The sequence below is a fragment of the Pandoraea sp. genome, from assembly GCF_041919235.1.
Classification (GTDB): Bacteria; Pseudomonadota; Gammaproteobacteria; order Burkholderiales; family Burkholderiaceae; genus Pandoraea.
In genome coordinates this window covers 1-15,871 of the sequence record NZ_JAYRUC010000007.1, presented here as the reverse complement: position 1 = coordinate 15,871, position 15,871 = coordinate 1, and the positions used below count along the sequence as shown (strand labels likewise).

At 61.9% G+C, this 15,871-nt stretch carries 13 protein-coding genes and 1 rRNA gene; 3 read left to right on the top strand and 11 right to left on the bottom strand.

Annotation, left to right across the window (positions count from 1 at the left end):
• Nucleotides 1-12 precede the first annotated feature (12 nt).
• From murF to coq7, 7 genes are all read right to left on the bottom strand, one after another.
• Nucleotides 13-1,419, bottom strand: coding sequence for a UDP-N-acetylmuramoyl-tripeptide--D-alanyl-D-alanine ligase (gene murF / locus ACE3UG_RS07135; protein WP_374621607.1), 1,407 nt, complete (start codon nucleotides 1,417-1,419; stop codon nucleotides 13-15).
• Nucleotides 1,416-2,954 (bottom strand): UDP-N-acetylmuramoyl-L-alanyl-D-glutamate--2,6-diaminopimelate ligase, encoded by a 1,539-nt coding sequence (locus tag ACE3UG_RS07130; protein ID WP_374622055.1) that lies wholly within the window; start codon nucleotides 2,952-2,954, stop codon nucleotides 1,416-1,418. The genes murF and ACE3UG_RS07130 overlap by 4 nt, the downstream gene beginning before the upstream one ends.
• Before the next feature lie 41 nt (nucleotides 2,955-2,995).
• Nucleotides 2,996-4,771: a peptidoglycan D,D-transpeptidase FtsI family protein gene (locus tag ACE3UG_RS07125; protein WP_374621604.1), complete on the bottom strand. Its 1,776-nt coding sequence runs from the start codon at nucleotides 4,769-4,771 to the stop codon at nucleotides 2,996-2,998.
• Complete coding sequence (ftsL, locus tag ACE3UG_RS07120) at nucleotides 4,768-5,112, bottom strand: cell division protein FtsL (protein ID WP_374621601.1); 345 nt, start codon at nucleotides 5,110-5,112, stop codon at nucleotides 4,768-4,770. The genes ACE3UG_RS07125 and ftsL overlap by 4 nt, the downstream gene beginning before the upstream one ends.
• The gene (gene rsmH, locus ACE3UG_RS07115) at nucleotides 5,109-6,062 is read right to left on the bottom strand and encodes a 16S rRNA (cytosine(1402)-N(4))-methyltransferase RsmH (protein ID WP_374621598.1); all 954 of its coding nucleotides are present in this window, start codon (nucleotides 6,060-6,062) and stop codon (nucleotides 5,109-5,111) included. Before rsmH ends, ftsL begins: the two co-directional genes overlap by 4 nt.
• 22 nt (nucleotides 6,063-6,084) lie before the next feature.
• Entirely contained in the window at nucleotides 6,085-6,513 is a 429-nt protein-coding gene (gene mraZ, locus ACE3UG_RS07110) for a division/cell wall cluster transcriptional repressor MraZ (protein ID WP_374621595.1), read from the bottom strand.
• A gap of 418 nt (nucleotides 6,514-6,931) precedes the next feature.
• Entirely contained in the window at nucleotides 6,932-7,600 is a 669-nt protein-coding gene (coq7, locus tag ACE3UG_RS07105) for a 2-polyprenyl-3-methyl-6-methoxy-1,4-benzoquinone monooxygenase (protein WP_374621592.1), read from the bottom strand.
• Nucleotides 7,601-7,918: 318 nt separating this feature from the next.
• Between coq7 and ACE3UG_RS07100 the strand changes: the two genes are divergently transcribed.
• Complete coding sequence (locus ACE3UG_RS07100; protein WP_374621589.1) at nucleotides 7,919-9,064, top strand: porin; 1,146 nt, start codon at nucleotides 7,919-7,921, stop codon at nucleotides 9,062-9,064.
• 187 nt (nucleotides 9,065-9,251) lie between these two features.
• Nucleotides 9,252-9,731, top strand: a complete 480-nt coding sequence (locus ACE3UG_RS07095; protein ID WP_374621587.1) for a MarR family winged helix-turn-helix transcriptional regulator — start codon at nucleotides 9,252-9,254, stop codon at nucleotides 9,729-9,731.
• Between the two features lie 198 nt (nucleotides 9,732-9,929).
• On the opposite strand, the gene ACE3UG_RS07090 is transcribed toward ACE3UG_RS07095, so the two are convergent.
• Both ACE3UG_RS07090 and ACE3UG_RS07085 read right to left on the bottom strand, forming a co-directional pair.
• Nucleotides 9,930-10,994 (bottom strand): aminopeptidase, encoded by a 1,065-nt coding sequence (locus ACE3UG_RS07090; RefSeq protein ID WP_374621584.1) that lies wholly within the window; start codon nucleotides 10,992-10,994, stop codon nucleotides 9,930-9,932.
• A 119-nt stretch (nucleotides 10,995-11,113) separates the two neighbouring features.
• Nucleotides 11,114-13,192 (bottom strand): molybdopterin-dependent oxidoreductase, encoded by a 2,079-nt coding sequence (locus ACE3UG_RS07085; RefSeq protein ID WP_374621581.1) that lies wholly within the window; start codon nucleotides 13,190-13,192, stop codon nucleotides 11,114-11,116.
• 214 nt (nucleotides 13,193-13,406) lie between these two features.
• On the opposite strand from ACE3UG_RS07085, the gene ACE3UG_RS07080 reads away from it, so the two are divergent.
• Nucleotides 13,407-14,603, top strand: a complete 1,197-nt coding sequence (locus ACE3UG_RS07080; protein WP_374621578.1) for a M20 aminoacylase family protein — start codon at nucleotides 13,407-13,409, stop codon at nucleotides 14,601-14,603.
• Between the two features lie 93 nt (nucleotides 14,604-14,696).
• Here the strand turns inward: ACE3UG_RS07080 and ACE3UG_RS07075 are convergent, their stop codons facing one another.
• Complete coding sequence (locus ACE3UG_RS07075) at nucleotides 14,697-15,539, bottom strand: DUF3047 domain-containing protein (RefSeq protein WP_374621575.1); 843 nt, start codon at nucleotides 15,537-15,539, stop codon at nucleotides 14,697-14,699.
• Between the two features lie 210 nt (nucleotides 15,540-15,749).
• Nucleotides 15,750-15,862: ribosomal RNA gene (rrf, locus tag ACE3UG_RS07070) — 5S ribosomal RNA — on the bottom strand.
• Nucleotides 15,863-15,871 lie beyond the last annotated feature (9 nt).

Here is a 15,871-nt window from a genome sequence, read left to right as displayed (position 1 = left end):
ATCAATCCTTTATCACTTGGCCGGGGCGTTGCCGCCCCCGCTTTCACTCGTCGCGCGCAACTGCTCGAGCACGCGCTCCATCCGCATGAAGCGGCTTCCCTTTACCAATATCGTTGCTGGCGCGCTCAGCGTGGCTATCAATTCGGCCACGAGCGGCGCGACATCCGCCGCGTCTGAAAAATGCGTACCACCATCGCCGAAGGCCACAACGCTCGCTTGCGTCTGCTCCCCCATTGCCAGCAAACGGTCGATACCGCGCTGCGCGGCGTACTCGCCCACTTCGCGGTGAAACGCCGGACCGTTGTCGCCCACTTCGCCCATGTCGCCCAGCACCAGCACCTGCGGCGCCGGGGTTTGCGCCAGGACGTCGATGGCGGCCCGGACCGAATCGGGGTTCGCATTATAGGTGTCGTCGATCAAGGTGACGCCCGCGAGCGGTCCCCTGGAGAGCGTTGACACCTGCAGACGGCCTTTGACGGCAGAAAACGCTTCGAGTGCCCGCACGATCGAGCCAATGTCGACATGCGCGCCCAGGGCACAGGCAATTGCGGCCAGGGCATTGCGCGCGTTGTGCTCGCCGAGCAGCGGCAACGCGAGCGAAAACTCACCGGCCGGCGACGCCACACGCAGCACACGCGTGGCGACGTCGTAGCGTCCCGAGACGGCAGCGCGCATATCGAGCGCGAAATCCAGCACGCGGCGATGGCCTGCGATTTCGCGCCACATCGGCGCAAACTCGCTCTCGGCCGGGAACACCGCCACGCCGTCGTCGGCCAGCGCCGCCAGCACGGCCGAATGCTCTTCGGCGACGGCGGCCACGCTCACCATGAATTCCTGATGTTCGCGCTGTGCGTTGTTGATGACGGCGACCGTGGGCTGCGCGATCTTCGCGAGATACGCCGTTTCGCCCGGGTGATTCATGCCCAGTTCGAGCACCGCCAGCTTGTCGCTGCCTTTCAGGCGGAACAGCGTAAGCGGCAAGCCGATGTCGTTGTTCAGGTTACCGGCGGTCGCCAGACGCGCGTCGGCGCCGACCGCCTCGGCAAAGATCGCCGAGATCATTTCCTTGACGGTCGTCTTGCCGTTACTGCCGGTGACGGCAACCACGGGGATCGAAAAACGGCGGCGCCACGCGGCCGCCAGTTCGCCCAGCGCGATGCGCGTATCCGGCACCATCAGGGCCGGCGTCTCGAAGCCTTCGGGCAGGCGCGACGCGACCACCGCAGCAGCGCCTGCGCGCACCACGTCGTCCAGGAAGTCGTGCGCATCGAAGCGCTCGCCCTTGATCGCCACGAAGAGATCGCCCGGCTGTACCGCACGGCTGTCCGTCACGATGCGCGCAAAAGCGGTAGACGGCGCGCCCGCTACACGCGCATCGGTCACGGCGGCTTGGGCGTCGCTCAGTTGCCACATCGTCATTCGCCACCTCCGCGCACTGTGGTCGCACGCGCGGCGAGTGCCAGACGCGCATGCTCCTGGTCGGAGAACGGCCGTTTCTTTCCCATAATTTCCTGCGTACTTTCGTGTCCCTTGCCCGCAATGAGCACCACATCGGCGGCCTGCGCACCGCGCACTGCCTGAAGAATCGCGCTCGCCCGGTCTTCGATACGGCGCGCCGCATCAGGTTGCGCAAGTCCGGCAGCGATTTGCGCCATGATGTCGGCCGATACTTCGGTGCGCGGGTTGTCGCTCGTGAGCACCACGGCGTCGGCCAGACGCTCGGCCACCGCCCCCATTTGCGGACGCTTGCCTGCATCGCGGTCACCGCCGCAGCCGAACACGCACACGAGCTTGCCGCCACGCGCTGCCGCCACCGGGCGCAATGCGTCGAGCGTCTTGTCGAGCGCGTCGGGCGTATGCGCATAGTCGATGACGACCAGCGGCTGCCCCGGCTGCCCGATCTGCTCCATGCGCCCGGACACGGGGGTGAGCGTTGCAAGCCCGGCAATGGCGGCGTCTTGCGGCACACCGGCGGCCAGCGCCGCGCCCAGCACGGCGAGCGCGTTGCTCACGTTGAACTCACCGATGAGCGGCACGGTGATCTGCTGGCTGTGGTCTTCGATATGCAGCGTGAAGCGCGTACCGGCCGTCGTCGCGCGGATATCCTCTGCCCGCAGCACGGAGTTGCCATACGCCGACACCGTGTCGCCGCGAATGCCGTATTCGAACACCGGCGTCTTGCCGGCGAGATGCGCGAGCAGGCGCTGCCCCATCGCATCGTCTCGATTGATGACGGCGGCCTTCAGGCCCGGCCAGTCGAACAGGCGTGCCTTCGCCGCCTCGTATTCGGCCATCGTCCCGTGGTAATCGAGATGGTCTTGCGTCAGATTGGTAAAGACGGCGATGTCGAATGCCACGCCGTTCACGCGTCCCTGATAGAGGCCGTGCGACGAGACTTCCATCGCGACCGCCGCCGCCCCCTGCGCACGCAGGTCGGCCAGGCTGCGTTGCAACTGAACCGCATCGGGCGTCGTGAATCCTGTCGCCGACAGGTGGCCAGGGAAGCCACTGCCCAGCGTGCCGATGACGGCACTTCGGGTGCCCGCCTTCGACAGCAACTGCGCGAGCCATTGGCTGCACGATGTTTTGCCGTTGGTGCCGGTCACGCCCAACATTGTCATGGCGACGCTCGGCTCGCCGCACCAAAGCGCCGCCAGCGGGCCCGCGAGCCAGTCAAGTCGTGGCACGCCGAATTCCGGCACGTTGGCGGGGCTCGCCAGCGATGCCGGCCAGGTGAAGCCGTCGCTCTGCCAAAGCACTGCGGCGGCGCCGCGCTCCACGGCATCGGCGATGAAGCCTCGGCTGTCGGCGCCTTTGACCGCGTACGCGACGAATACGTCGCCGGCCGTCACACGGCGGCTATCGGCTTGCAGCGTTGCGCCGGCCGGCACCGTACGGCGCAGCCAATCCCACGCCTGCGTGAGCGTGGCGCGCTCGGCGGTGTCCGCGATCATGCCGAGCGTGGCATTGGTCGCCGGGGTTTGCGGCGTCGGGGTCACGGTGCCCATGGCTCGCTCTCCTCCACCTTGTCGCTCACCACGAGCTTCGTCACCGGCGAATCCGGCACCACGTTCAACGCGCGCAGCGTGCCGCCCACAATGGCGGCAAACGCCGGACCGGCGGCCACGCCGCCGTAGTGCGAACCACGCCCCGGCTCGTCAAGCGTGACGGCCACGATGATGCGCGGCTCCGACATCGGCGCCATGCCGACGAACGATGCGCGGTATTTGCTCTTGTCGTATCCCTTGCCCGATTGCTTGTACGCGGTCCCGGTCTTGCCGCCGACGCGATAGCCGATGACTTGCGCGCGCGTGGCGGTGCCGCCGGGCGACGTCACCATTTCGAGCATCTTGCGCACTTCACGCGCCGTTGCCGGGGAAATGACCGGCGTGCCCTTCACCACGCTGCCATCCGTCTTATAGATGGAGATCGGCAGCAGTTCGCCGTCGTGCGCAAATACAGTGTAGGCGCGGGCGAGTTGAATCAGCGAGGCCGACAGGCCATACCCGTAGCCCATCGTCGCCTGCTCGATCGGACGCCAGCTCTTGGCTGGACGCAACCGCCCTGCCACGGCGCCGGGGAAGCCGATCTTCGGCGCCTGGCCCAGGCCCACGCTCGTGAACATGTCCCACATTTCCTGCGGCTTCATCTGCAGCGCGATCTTTGCGGTGCCGATATTGCTCGACTTCTGGATGACGCCGGCCGTGGTGAGCATGCCGTAGTCGTGCGTGTCGGTGATGGTCGCGCCGAAGAAATTCGCCCGGCCCGTGGTCATCACCGTGGAAGTCGGCTTCACATGACCGTTCTCGATCGCGGCGGCGATGGTGATCGGCTTCATGATGGAGCCGGGTTCGAACGTGTCGGTAATGACGCGGTTGCGCAGTTGCGCACCGGTCAGGTTCTTGCGATTGTTGGGGTTGTATGTCGGGAGATTCGCGAGCGCGAGCACCTCGCCCGTGCGCACGTCGAGCACCACGGCGCTACCGGCCTTCGCGCCGCTGCGCTCGATGGCGTCTTTCAGTTCGCTGTAGGCGAGGAACTGAATCTTGCTGTCGATCGAGAGCGTGATGTCGTGACCGTCGCGCGGCTGGGCCAGGATATCGAGCCCCTCGACCACACGGCCCAGACGGTCCTTGATGACGCGACGGCTGCCGGGCGTGGCGGCCAGATCCTTCTGCATCGACAGTTCGACGCCCTCCTGTCCGACATCTTCGACGTTCGTGAAACCGACCACGTGCGCCGCGATTTCGCCTTCCGGATAGAAGCGCTTGTACTCCTTGCGCTGATACACGCCGGGGATATCCAGATCGGCGACCTGCTTGGCCACGTCCGGCAGCACCTGGCGCTTCACATAGACGAAGCTCTTCTCCTGGTTGAGTTTGCGGCGCAGATCCGGCTCCCCCATTTCGAGCAATCGGGCGAGTTGGCGAATCTGCTGTGTCGAGAGGTCGTCGGGTACGTCTTCGGGAATGGCCCAGATGGCCTTGACGGGCAGACTGGTGGCCAGCACCTGTCCGTTACGGTCGAACACTTTGCCGCGCGTGGCGGACATCTCAAGTGTGCGTTCGTAACGGCTCTCGCCTTGACGTTGATAGAAATCGTTGCCCGGCCCCTGAATCCAGAAAGCGCGCGCGACCAGCGACGCGAACGCGCCGAAGATCACAAAGACGAGCATCTTCGAGCGCCACATCGGCAGACGCACGGACAGGACCGGACTGGCCGTGAACTGCACGTCCTTGGTCTTGGCCTTGGCGTCCTTGCGGCGACTCATCGCTGGCCTCCGCTCGCAGGGGCAGACGCGGCGCTCGCGGTCGGCACCGGCACGTCCACCATGGCGCCGGTACCGCCGGCCGGCGCAGACAGGTATTGCGTAAGGCCCGGCGAGACGGCCTGCATCTTCAAGTCATTGCGCGCAACGCTTTCGATGCGGGCACTCTTGCTCTGCGCGCTCTGTTCGTACTGGAGTCGGTCCCAGTCCTGCAGCAGTTGATGCTCGAGCGTCTGCTCGCGATTGAGGTCCACGAACGTACCGCGCGCCCGATACTGGGCGTTGATCAGCGACAATGCGCAGGCAATGAGGAGGGCGAGCAGAAGCATATTGAGCCGGCTCATGTCGACACCCGCTCCATGACCCGCATGATGGCCGAGCGTGCTCGCGGGTTCGCCTCCACCTCAGCGGCGGATGGCTTGATCTTGCGGCTGGACTTGAAGGGCGGCTCGGGGATTTCGTGGGCGCGCAAGGGGATGCGGCGATCCACCGCCGGCGCGCTCGTGCGCGCTTGCACGAAGCGCTTCACGATGCGGTCCTCCAGCGAATGAAAGCTGATCGCCACGAGTCTGCCTCCCGTTTCAAGAACATCGGCTGCCACGTCGAGCGCTATCTGCAGGTCCGCAAGCTCTTGATTGACGTGAATCCGTAGAGCCTGAAAGGTGCGTGTTGCCGGGTCCTTGCCCTTCTCACGGGTCTTGACGGCGCCCGCCACGATCTCGGCAAGCTCGCGTGTGCTGACGAGTGGACCGAGGCGATCGGCGTTTGCCCGGCGAGCAACAAGCGCCTTTGCAATCTGAAAAGCAAACCGTTCTTCCCCATAGTCCTTGATGACCTCCGTCATGTCTTCCAGCGTTGCCCGGGCCAGCCAATCGGCGGCCGACTCACCGCGCGTGGGATCCATGCGCATGTCGAGCGGCCCGTCGAAACGAAAACTGAATCCGCGCGCGGGGTCGTCGAACTGCGGCGACGAGACGCCCAGATCCAGCAAAACCCCCGACACCTTGTCGATACCGCGCCGGGCCATCGCTTCGCGCAACGTCGCGAAGCTGTCGTGCTCAATCGAAAATCGCGGATCGGCAATTTTTGCCGCCTCCGCGATCGCTTGGGGGTCCTTGTCGAACGCGATCAACCTCCCCCTGGCGCCCAGCCGCTCCAGAATCCGGCGACTGTGCCCGCCGCGGCCAAACGTGCCGTCGACGTAGACGCCGTCATCGCGCCACAGCAAGGCATCCACGGCCTCCTCCAGCAGGACCGTGCGGTGCTGCATTTCCGTTTCCACCGCGTGCGCCATGCTCGTTGGACCACCTGATCTATCAAAAAGTGAAGTTCTTCAGTGCTTCCGGCATACCCTGCGCCATCGCCGCCAGTTCCTTGGCGGCATACGTCGCGGCATCCCAGAGTTCAAAGTGACTGCCCATGCCCAGCAGCATGACTTCCTTGTCCATGCCCGCAGCGGCACGCAACTCGGGCGCCACCAGGACACGGCCGGCCGAATCCATCTCGACGTCGGCTGCGTTGCCCAGGAAGATGCGTCGCCACCAGTGCGCGTCCATCGGCAGTGCGGCGATCTTGCCGCGGAAGATCTCCCATTCGGGACGCGGGAACAGCAACAGACATCCGTCGGGGTGCTTGGTGATCGTGACCTTGCCTTGCGCATCGCCTTGCAGCACGTCACGATGCCGGGCCGGAATCGACATCCGTCCCTTCGCATCGAGTGAAAGTGCCGAGGCTCCCTGAAACACGTGCGCTCCCGTGAGATTTCGTCCGCCTGCCCGTCATGCCGAAAGAGAAAGATTTCGTGCCCTACACCACACAAAAATACACTTTCTCACACTATTTCCCACTTTAGAGGAGAGTGTTTGGCCGGTCAAGCGTTTCACCCGTTTTTCAGAGGTAATTTGTCAGACAGAACAATGACTTAGCTCACTTTCCTAAAGCCAGAAAACGGAATTTTGTCAGGAAAATTAAAGACATAACCGCGATAGTGAAAGTGGAACCTCAGACTTTCGGCCTTGCCTCGCGGAAAGCCCGCCATCGTTATCGATAGCGGGTAGTGCGCGCTCACGCCGCGCCCAAGCGCGGTAATCACCGGCCGGCAGGCATTGCGCGAGGCGGATCGACAGGGGGAGGCAGGGGTCAGTCGGGGAGGGTTCAGACGCTCTATATATAGTAGGCAGTCGTCGTCATGACCTTGGCCGCTGCGCGCATGACACGCTGCACCGGCACTGGCAACTCGACTCCACCGGCATCGCGCGCGGCTTGGCCGTGTTCGATTTCATCAAGACGCATCTGATCGACGATGGCACGCGAGCGCAGGTCGTGCGGCGGCAAGTCATTGAGGTGACTATCGAGATGGTGCTCGACCTGGCGCTCCGTCTCCGACACGAAGCCCAGGCTTATCTTGTCGCCGCACTTGCCTGCGACGAAGCCGATGGCGAACGCCCCCGCATACCAAAGCGGGTTGAGCAGGCTCGGGCGCGAGCCGAGTTCCGAGAGACGGTGCGCCGTCCACGCGAGGTGATCCTCTTCCTCTTTGCCGGCATGGGCGAAGGCTGCCCGCAGGGCCGGACGCTTCGTTGCCAGCTTCTGCGCCTGATAAAGCGCCTGAGCACAGACCTCCCCCACGTGATTCACGCGCATGAGGCCCGCTACGTGGCGGCGCTCTTGCGACGTCAATGCGTCGTCGTCGATCGACGCCCCCGTTACCGCAGACGCATCGGTCGCGCTAGTAGAGGAAGCGACACCAGGTGTCGGGCGAGACGCTCGGGTGACGCCTGCGATCGCTCGCAGCCCCCGGTCAAGTTCAGAGATCAGGCTATCGGAAAACATCAGACTTTCAGCTCACTTCAATATTTCACAATGCGGAACAAACGGTCATTCTTTCGCGTTCACCGCCGAGGATACGCGCCTTTGCCCGGCGTGCCTTGCGCGGACGCAAACGCGCGAAAGCCCCACTGGAAGCCGGTTTCCGGGCTGTTGCGTAAACGAAACAAAGGGCACCGCAAACCCGCGCAAAACCGGCCTTTTCCTTTGCCGGCCACAGTGAATTTGTTACATTACGTCCAACTTCTCGCGAAGTTGATTAGCAAGGACGTTATCACTAGTGACCTTGTTAAACAAATCTCACAATCCTTTGGAGATCACTCAATGAAAAAGTCGCTTCTCGCTCTGGGTGTGCTCGGCGCATTCGCTGGCGTCGCTCACGCACAAAGCAGCGTGACCCTGTATGGTATCCTCGACGGCGGTCTGACCTACGTCAACAAGACGGGCTCGCTCGGTGGCACCTCGGCCAAGAACATTTCGCTCAACAGCGGCAACCTGCAAGGTTCGCGTTGGGGCCTGAAGGGTGCTGAGGATCTCGGCGGCGGCCTCAAGGCAATCTTCGTGCTGGAAAGCGGCTTCAACCTGAACAACGGCATGTCGGCACAAAACAGCCGTCTGTTCGGTCGTCAAGCCTACGTTGGTCTGAGCAGCGCAACGGCAGGTACGGTCTCGATCGGTCGTCAGTACGACTCCGTGGTCGACTTCGTCGGTCCGTTCGCTTCGGGTAGCCAATGGGCAACGTATTCGGGCGCTCACCCGTTCGATAACGACAACCTGAACAACTCGTTCCGTATCAACAACTCGATCAAGTACACGACCGCCAACTACAACGGCTTCAGCGCTGGCGCTCTGTACGGCTTCTCGAACTCGGCTAGCACTGGTGCTGCCGGCACGGGCTTCGCGAACAACCGTGCATGGTCGGTTGGTATGGGCTACGCCAACGGTCCGTTGACCTTGGGCGCTGGCTACTTGTACCTGGGCGCACCGGGCAGCAACGGCTCGGGCGTGCTGCTGACCGGCGACCAAAACGCCGCAATGACGGCAGGCGGTCTGGCCACCAGCGACAAGGCATACATTGCCTCGGCAGGCGGTTCGTACGCTTTCGGTCCGGCTACGGTCGGCCTGGTGTACAGCCACAGCAAGTATGACTACGTTGGCGGCGGCAGCTGGAAGTTCGACAACGTCGAACTGAACGGCAAGTACATGCTGACCCCGGCTCTGCAACTGGGCCTGGCTTACACGTACACCTGGACGAAGCTGGCCTCGGGCACGACCGACGTGTCGCCGAAGTACCACCAAGTCAACCTGGGCGTCGACTACTTCCTGTCGAAGCGCACGGACACGTACCTGGTTGGTCTGTGGCAACACGCCAACAACGATGCTCCTGGCGGCGCATCGATGAACGGCCAAGGGTTCGCGAACGGCACGAACCAGTTCGCCGTTACGGCGGGCGTGCGTCACAAGTTCTAAGCTGACAGTTACTGTCACTTAGGCTTTGACGAAAGGGCACCTTCGGGTGCCCTTTTTTTATTGAGTCGTGTGTTGCCCAAACCCTCGGCGTGCGGCGTCTGCACCAGGACCCCGTAACGCCCCCAACTTGACCCAGGGTTTATTTCAAACCTAAAATTTCCATACTGTAAATTTCACTTCACCCGCCATGAGCCTCGTCGACGCCGACTCTCTCGATCTCGAAACCCGAGCCCACGATCGCGAGCACGATGCTCTGCGGCTATGGCTGCGGCTGCTCACCTGCGCCAACATGATCGAGACGGATATTCGCTCGCGCTTGCGGCAGGAATTCGATTGCACGTTGCCACGTTTCGATTTGCTCGCACAACTCGATCGACACCCTGAGGGGCTGAAAATGGGGGAGCTGAGCAAGCGCATGATGGTCACGGGAGGGAACGTCACCGGCATTACCGATCAGTTGGAGAAGGAAGGCTGGGTGACACGCCAGACGGTCGCCAACGACCGGCGTGCCTTTCTGATCAAGCTCACCTCGCGCGGCAAAAAGGCATTTTCCGACATGGCCCGCGCGCATGAGCAGTGGATCGAGCAACGTTTGGGGAAGTTGCCGGAAGATAGGCAGCAGCAACTTTACATGCTGCTGGGTGACTTGAAGTCGGTGATTGCCTGACGATAGAGCGTCGTTCTGGTCGATCCGAAACGGCGACACGCATGCTCAACTGTCGCCCTTCGCCTTTCGTCCGTTGCTCATCACCCATCACCCATCACCCATCACCCATCACCCGCCACCCGCCACCCGTCACCCGTCACCCGTTGCTCATCACCCGTTGCTCGTCGGGGCAAGTTTTGCAGGTCGCGCGCAACATGTCTATCGACCGGCCTGAATCGGTGTGTCCAACGAAGTACGTGCAACGGCCGCCGCTGGCGTGCTGTCCAGCGCAGCGAGCTCTGCGTTACGTTCTTTCGCCGGTCGTTTCGACATGGCTTTGACGGCAGCGTAGAACGTCGGCAAGTCGTCATGCGACTGCGCCAGTAACACCATGAACGCCGGTACCCATTGGTTGTAGGTAGCGAAGGAACCAATTTTGGCGTTGTTCAAATGGGTGGCGAACCAAGGATCGAACCCTTTGTATCCCCCCCAAGATGTCTTCATCGCTTCATAGTCGGCACGCAACCCGGCAAACAACGCATCCTTGCCCGCCCTTTTCTGTATATCCGTCTCGGCGCTACCGTACAGCGTTTCAAGACGCTTGCGATAGCTGTCCACCAGTTGACGAAACTGGCGCCGGCGCGCGTCGTACCGCTCATACTCCATAGCGGCGTCTGGGTGTTCTGACAACCAGCGCTGCACCCCCACGGTTTCCACCGTCACGGCGAAGGACTCGTTGAATGCGGTATCCCCTCGAACAAACAGGATTTGATGCGCGAGTTCGTGGAAGATCATACGCGCGACTTCCGCCCGGGGAAGATAGATGAACGTGTTGAGCAATGGGTCGTCGAAGTAGCCCAGCGTAGAATATGCCGGAATTCCCGCGACGAACGTTTCCCAGCCATCTCGATGCAACTCGTCCGCGTATGCCTCGGCGGATTCGCGGGAGTAGTATCCCCGGTACTCGACGCACCCGACGACCAGCAGGCAGGATTCGCGGAGCTTCAATGACAGCGAAGGCGCAGCGAAGACGTTATAGACGACGAAAGGTCGCTTCAGGTCCGCATAGCTGCGATAACTGCCGTTATCCGGCTCATCGAGCGCCGACACTGCGTAACTGCGAATTTGCTCGGCCTCAATAAGACGGGCGCGCAAACGCGGGGCAATCGTTGGCTGGGCCAGCAAATCTGATACGGGTCGCGCCTCATGCAACACCGTGAAGTGACCGTCAATCGACTGCGCGTAATAGCCGATCTGGCTGCATCCTCCAAGACCGATCAGCATTCCCCATCCAGCCGCCAGTACTACGGCAGCCCGGAATCTCCATCGCTCGAACATGGGGAGCATCGCACACAGGATCGGCATTGGAGGCTGCCTCGGCGTTCTCTCGAAATTGACGGACCTTATGGGGCGGGGGCGACGTCGACCAGGCAATCGTAGAAGGTGGGCGCCCGCCCAAGATCGGTGAGCTGCTGGCTCGTGACTTCATTGGCGTTCTTGCCGTCCGGCGCGAGCTTTTTCCACCAGATCGACAGCCCGACGACAACGCCTTCGCGCGCTCTGTCCGTCACCCGCGCCTTGGCGGTCAAGGTCCCCCGATCGTTGAAGATGCGCACCTCGACACCATCGACAATGCCTCGCGAAGCGGCGTCCGAGGGATGAATATCCAACGTTGGCTCTCCCACCGAAGCCCGAAGGCTATCGACGTTTACAAAGCTCGAGTTCAGGAAATTGCGCGCCGGGGGAGAAATCATCGCAAGCGGAAAGCGGGCGGCCAACGCCGGATTGCTGGCGACTGACTCATATGGCGGCACCCAATCGGGCAACGGGTCAAAGCCCTCCTGCAACAGGCGCTCGGAATAAAATTCGCACTTACCGGACGGCGTGTAGAACTGCCCGTTGGCAAACGGCGCTTCCGGAAGGTCGTAGCGAATCCACCCATTCCGTTTGAGGGTTTCCCAGTCGCTGCCAGCCATCCGAGCGTCGCTCCATCGAACCGATTGCTCGGCCAGTTGGTCGTCGGTGTCGGAGAAACAGGCGTCCTGCCACGCCATGCGCCTGGCCAGCAGACGAAATATCTCGGAATTGGGCTTGGCTTCGCCCAGTGGTGCAATTGCCGGATTGTTCGCCAGCAGATAGGTATGGCCGTAGGCCTTGTGAATATCCAAATGTTCGAGCTGCGTCGTGGCGGGCAACACGAAGTCTGCATAATCAGCGGTATCGGTCTGGAAATGCTCCAGCACGACGGTGAAGAGATCTTCGCGGCCGAAGCCTGCAGCGACCTTGCTCGACTCCGGCGCCACCGCAACAGGGTTGCTGTTGTAGACCACCAGGGCCTCGATTTTCGGCCCGAACGAATCGTCGCCCGGATGGCAAAGCGCGTCGCCGATCACACTCATGTTCACGACGCGAGCCGGCTTGTCCTGACGCGGCCTCAGATCGGGACGCGCCAGCGCCACGGCATCCACAGGGGCGTAACCCGACGTCGACATGAGCATGCCCCCGGCCGGGTCGCGCCAGGCACCGATCAGCGCGGGCAGACACGCAACAGCACGCGTCGCCTGCCCCCCGCCTTTGGCGCGCTGCATGCCGTAGTTCAGTCGGATGGCTGCGGGCTTCGCGCTTGCATATTCGCGCGCCAACGTGGTGATTGTTGCTTCGTCGATACCGCAGATTTCGGCGACGCGGGCGGGCGTATAACGTCGCACACGCTCCTTGAGCTGTGCGTAGCCCACGGTGTGTCGTGCAATGTATTCGTGATCGACCCGATCCTCTGCGATCAGAACATGCATCATGCCCAATGCCAACGCTGCGTCTGTGCCCGGTAGCAATGCAATATGCTGGTGGCATTTTTCGGCGGTGAGCGATCGATAGGGATCGATCGCAATCAGCTTCGCGCCGCGACGCTTCGCCTCTTGCGCAATCGCCCAGAAATGCACGCTCGACGTGATCGGATTGCTGCCCCAGATAAGAATCAGCTTGCTGTCGACGAAGTGTTCGACATGCATGCCAACGCCAGCCCCGTACGTGTAGCGCAGCCCTGCTGCTCCCGCACTCGCACAGATGGTGCGATCGAGCTCGGACGCCCCCAGTTTATTGAAGAATCGCGCGGCCATCGACTCGCCCTGAACGAATCCCATGGTGCCCGCATAGCTATATGGAAGAATCGCTTCCGGCTCTCGCGCCGCGATCTCGCCAAGACGGGCGGCGATCTCATCGAGCGCCTCGTCCCAACTGACTTCCACGAATTGCCCTCGGCCTTTCGGGCCGACGCGCTTGAGCGGGCGCAACAAGCGATCCGGATGGTAAGTGCGTTCGGTGTAACGCGAGACTTTCGTACACAAGACGCCCTTGGTCGTCGGATGGTCGGGATCCCCCTGGACCTTGATCGCAACGCCATTCTCCACCGATACGTGCAACGCGCAGGTGTCGGGACAATCATGCGGGCAGGCGGCCCGAACGACGTGGGTGCTGGTCGTCATGCAACGATTCCTCTCGTGACCGAATTGCTGCGTTCGCCAACAGTGCGACGCTGGCGATATTGTATTACGTTCATTCCCGCCGCATTCCACCGAAAGGACGCTTACGACCGATTCCAGACGTGTCCGAGGCCGCACTCGGGCGCTTCCTACCCAAGATGTCAGACCTGGCTATTAGGGGTAAGATGAACCCTTGTGCTCAGCAGGAAGCCCCGTTATGAAGCTCATCCCGGAAATCGACGCCGCTCGTGGCGAAATTCAGACCATCCGCCGCGACATTCACGCGCACCCCGAACTATGTTTCGAAGAGAAGCGCACGTCGGATGTGGTCGCCGACACGTTGACACGATGGGGTATCCCCATTCATCGCGGACTTGGCAAGACGGGTGTCGTTGGCATCATCAGAAATGGCAGCAGCGACCGCGCAATCGGTCTGCGCGCCGATATGGATGCCTTGCCGATTCGTGAGGCCAATACGTTCGAGCATGCGTCGAAGCATGAGGGCAAGATGCACGCCTGCGGTCACGACGGTCACACGGCCATGCTGCTTGCCGCGGCGCAATATCTTCAGAAGCACCGCAATTTCGACGGCACGGTCTATCTGATATTCCAGCCGGCAGAGGAAGGCGGCGGCGGGGCCCGTGAAATGATCAAGGATGGCCTGTTCGAGCGCTTCCCCATGCAGGCGGTGTTCGGCATGCACAACTGGCCCGGCGTGCCGACCGGTACGTTCGCCGTGACGCCTGGTCCGATGATGGCCTCGAGCAACGAGTTCAAGATCACGCTTCGCGGCAAGGGGACCCACGCTGGCATTCCAAACGCCGGCGTCGATCCGGTGATTGCGGCCGTTCAGGTGGCGCAGGCGCTGCAGAGCATCATCACGCGCAATAAGCGGCCGATCGACGCCGCCGTGCTATCCATTACGCAGATCCATGCGGGTGACGCAACGAACGTCGTTCCCGATCTGGCATGGTTGGGCGGCACGATTCGCACGTTTTCCATCGAGGTTCTGGATCTCATTGAGACACGTCTGCGCGAGATTTCCGAGTTCGTTGCCAAAGGGCTTGGCTGCTCGGCGGAAATCGAGTTCCTTCGCAATTATCCGCCGACGATCAACGATCCGGGCATGGCGGCGTTGTGCGCCGACGTGATGCGCGAGGTGGTCGGCAACGAGAACGTCAACGACAAGGTCGAGCCGACGATGGGCGCGGAGGACTTCTCGTTCATGCTTCAGGAGAAGCCGGGCGCTTACGTCTTCATTGGGAATGGCGATGGCGTGCACCGAGACGCAGGCCATGGCCTCGGACCGTGCAATCTGCACAACGCGAGCTACGACTTCAACGACGATCTGCTGCCGCTCGGCGGCACCTACTGGGTCAAGCTCGTCGAAACGTATTTCGGACGCAATCGATAAACAGCTTTGTTCACCGGGTCGTCAGGGTGACAACGAAAAAGCCGGCAAGGGGAATTTGCCGGCATTTTTTTCCTTGATGAACGCGATATCGCACTACTTGGCGGCGGTCGTCGTGGGTATTCCGTCCGTCTCCAGGCGAATGTCGCCGTACCACGCGGTGAATTTCGATCGGGTATTGTCGCCGTCGCTCATGATGGCGACGCCAATCAGACGGCCCGGAGGTTCGCCAAATGCGCTTTCATAATCCTTGGCGATGTCGCGAGAATACGTTTGCCACTTCCCAAGGTTTTCGCCGCCACGTTCGACGACGATGGAGCGAATGCGACCGGTATGAGGATTGGCCACGACTTCGTCAGGTGTGAATTTGTCATGTCCCCACGTGTACATCAGTGTCGCGAACGGTAATTCGCGGCCGCTGACCATGCGCGCCAGTTCGCGGTGTAGATGGTCTTGTACGGCGAGTCTCGCAGGATCGCCATCGAACGCGAGCGCGATGCGAACGGGAGCATCGTCGAATCGCTTCGTACGAATGTCCGCGTGCACGGGTAGCGCATCCGCGCGCCAGCGCCACGTGAGCGTGGCACCGGGGTATACAGGGATGTCGAGCTTCTGCGCCACGCCCGACGCAGATCCATCGACGGTGGCTCGAATCACAACAACGCCGTCGTTATCGATTGTCTGTTCGTAATGGGTTAGCCGCTTGTTGCGTGTGACGAGATAGGTCTCCCACTGGGGAGGCAGCCCCTGCGGCGTCACTGCGGCAGAAAGGGGGGCAATCTCGGTGCTCTCTGCCGACAGCGTTTGCGTCGAGGCGTCCTTTGACGATGTCCCAAGCGACGCACAGCCCCCCATTACCCCGCTCATGATGGTGGCGTAAATACACACGCCGCCGACACGCCACTTCGCACTGCGCTTGCATCGATCTTGATTTACCACTCGTTTCGCTCCACGAACTTCCGCTAACCCTGTGGCCGAATGCTAAGCGAGAAATCGACATCGATCTACCCGAAATTTCCCATCATGACGGCAGCACAGCGCGTTGCGAGCCGAATGGGGAATGGCGTATGAGGTGCCATATGAGGTGATGTGGGTGCAGAAAAGCAAAAACCCCTTGCTGCGCGTTGCAGCAAGGGGTTTTTAGGGGGAGCCTGACGATTACCTACTTTCACACGGGTATCCGCACTATCATCGGCGTGGAGTTGTTTCACGGTCCTGTTCGGGATGGGAAGGGGTGGTTCCAACTCGCTATGGTCATCAGGCATAACTTG

What these genes read in the sequence shown, in the direction of transcription:
- murF (WP_374621607.1), bottom strand. Translation starts at nt 1,419, where the DNA reads ATGACGATGTGGCAACTGAGCGACGCCCAAGCCGCCGTGACCGATGCG.
- ACE3UG_RS07130 (WP_374622055.1), bottom strand. Translation starts at nt 2,954, where the DNA reads ATGATCGCGGACACCGCCGAGCGCGCCACGCTCACGCAGGCGTGGGAT.
- ACE3UG_RS07125 (WP_374621604.1), bottom strand. Translation starts at nt 4,771, where the DNA reads ATGAGTCGCCGCAAGGACGCCAAGGCCAAGACCAAGGACGTGCAGTTC.
- ftsL (WP_374621601.1), bottom strand. Translation starts at nt 5,112, where the DNA reads ATGAGCCGGCTCAATATGCTTCTGCTCGCCCTCCTCATTGCCTGCGCA.
- rsmH (WP_374621598.1), bottom strand. Translation starts at nt 6,062, where the DNA reads ATGGCGCACGCGGTGGAAACGGAAATGCAGCACCGCACGGTCCTGCTG.
- coq7 (WP_374621592.1), bottom strand. Translation starts at nt 7,600, where the DNA reads ATGTTTTCCGATAGCCTGATCTCTGAACTTGACCGGGGGCTGCGAGCG.
- ACE3UG_RS07100 (WP_374621589.1), top strand. Translation starts at nt 7,919, where the DNA reads ATGAAAAAGTCGCTTCTCGCTCTGGGTGTGCTCGGCGCATTCGCTGGC.
- ACE3UG_RS07095 (WP_374621587.1), top strand. Translation starts at nt 9,252, where the DNA reads ATGAGCCTCGTCGACGCCGACTCTCTCGATCTCGAAACCCGAGCCCAC.
- ACE3UG_RS07090 (WP_374621584.1), bottom strand. Translation starts at nt 10,994, where the DNA reads ATGCTGATCGGTCTTGGAGGATGCAGCCAGATCGGCTATTACGCGCAG.
- ACE3UG_RS07085 (WP_374621581.1), bottom strand. Translation starts at nt 13,192, where the DNA reads ATGACGACCAGCACCCACGTCGTTCGGGCCGCCTGCCCGCATGATTGT.
- ACE3UG_RS07080 (WP_374621578.1), top strand. Translation starts at nt 13,407, where the DNA reads ATGAAGCTCATCCCGGAAATCGACGCCGCTCGTGGCGAAATTCAGACC.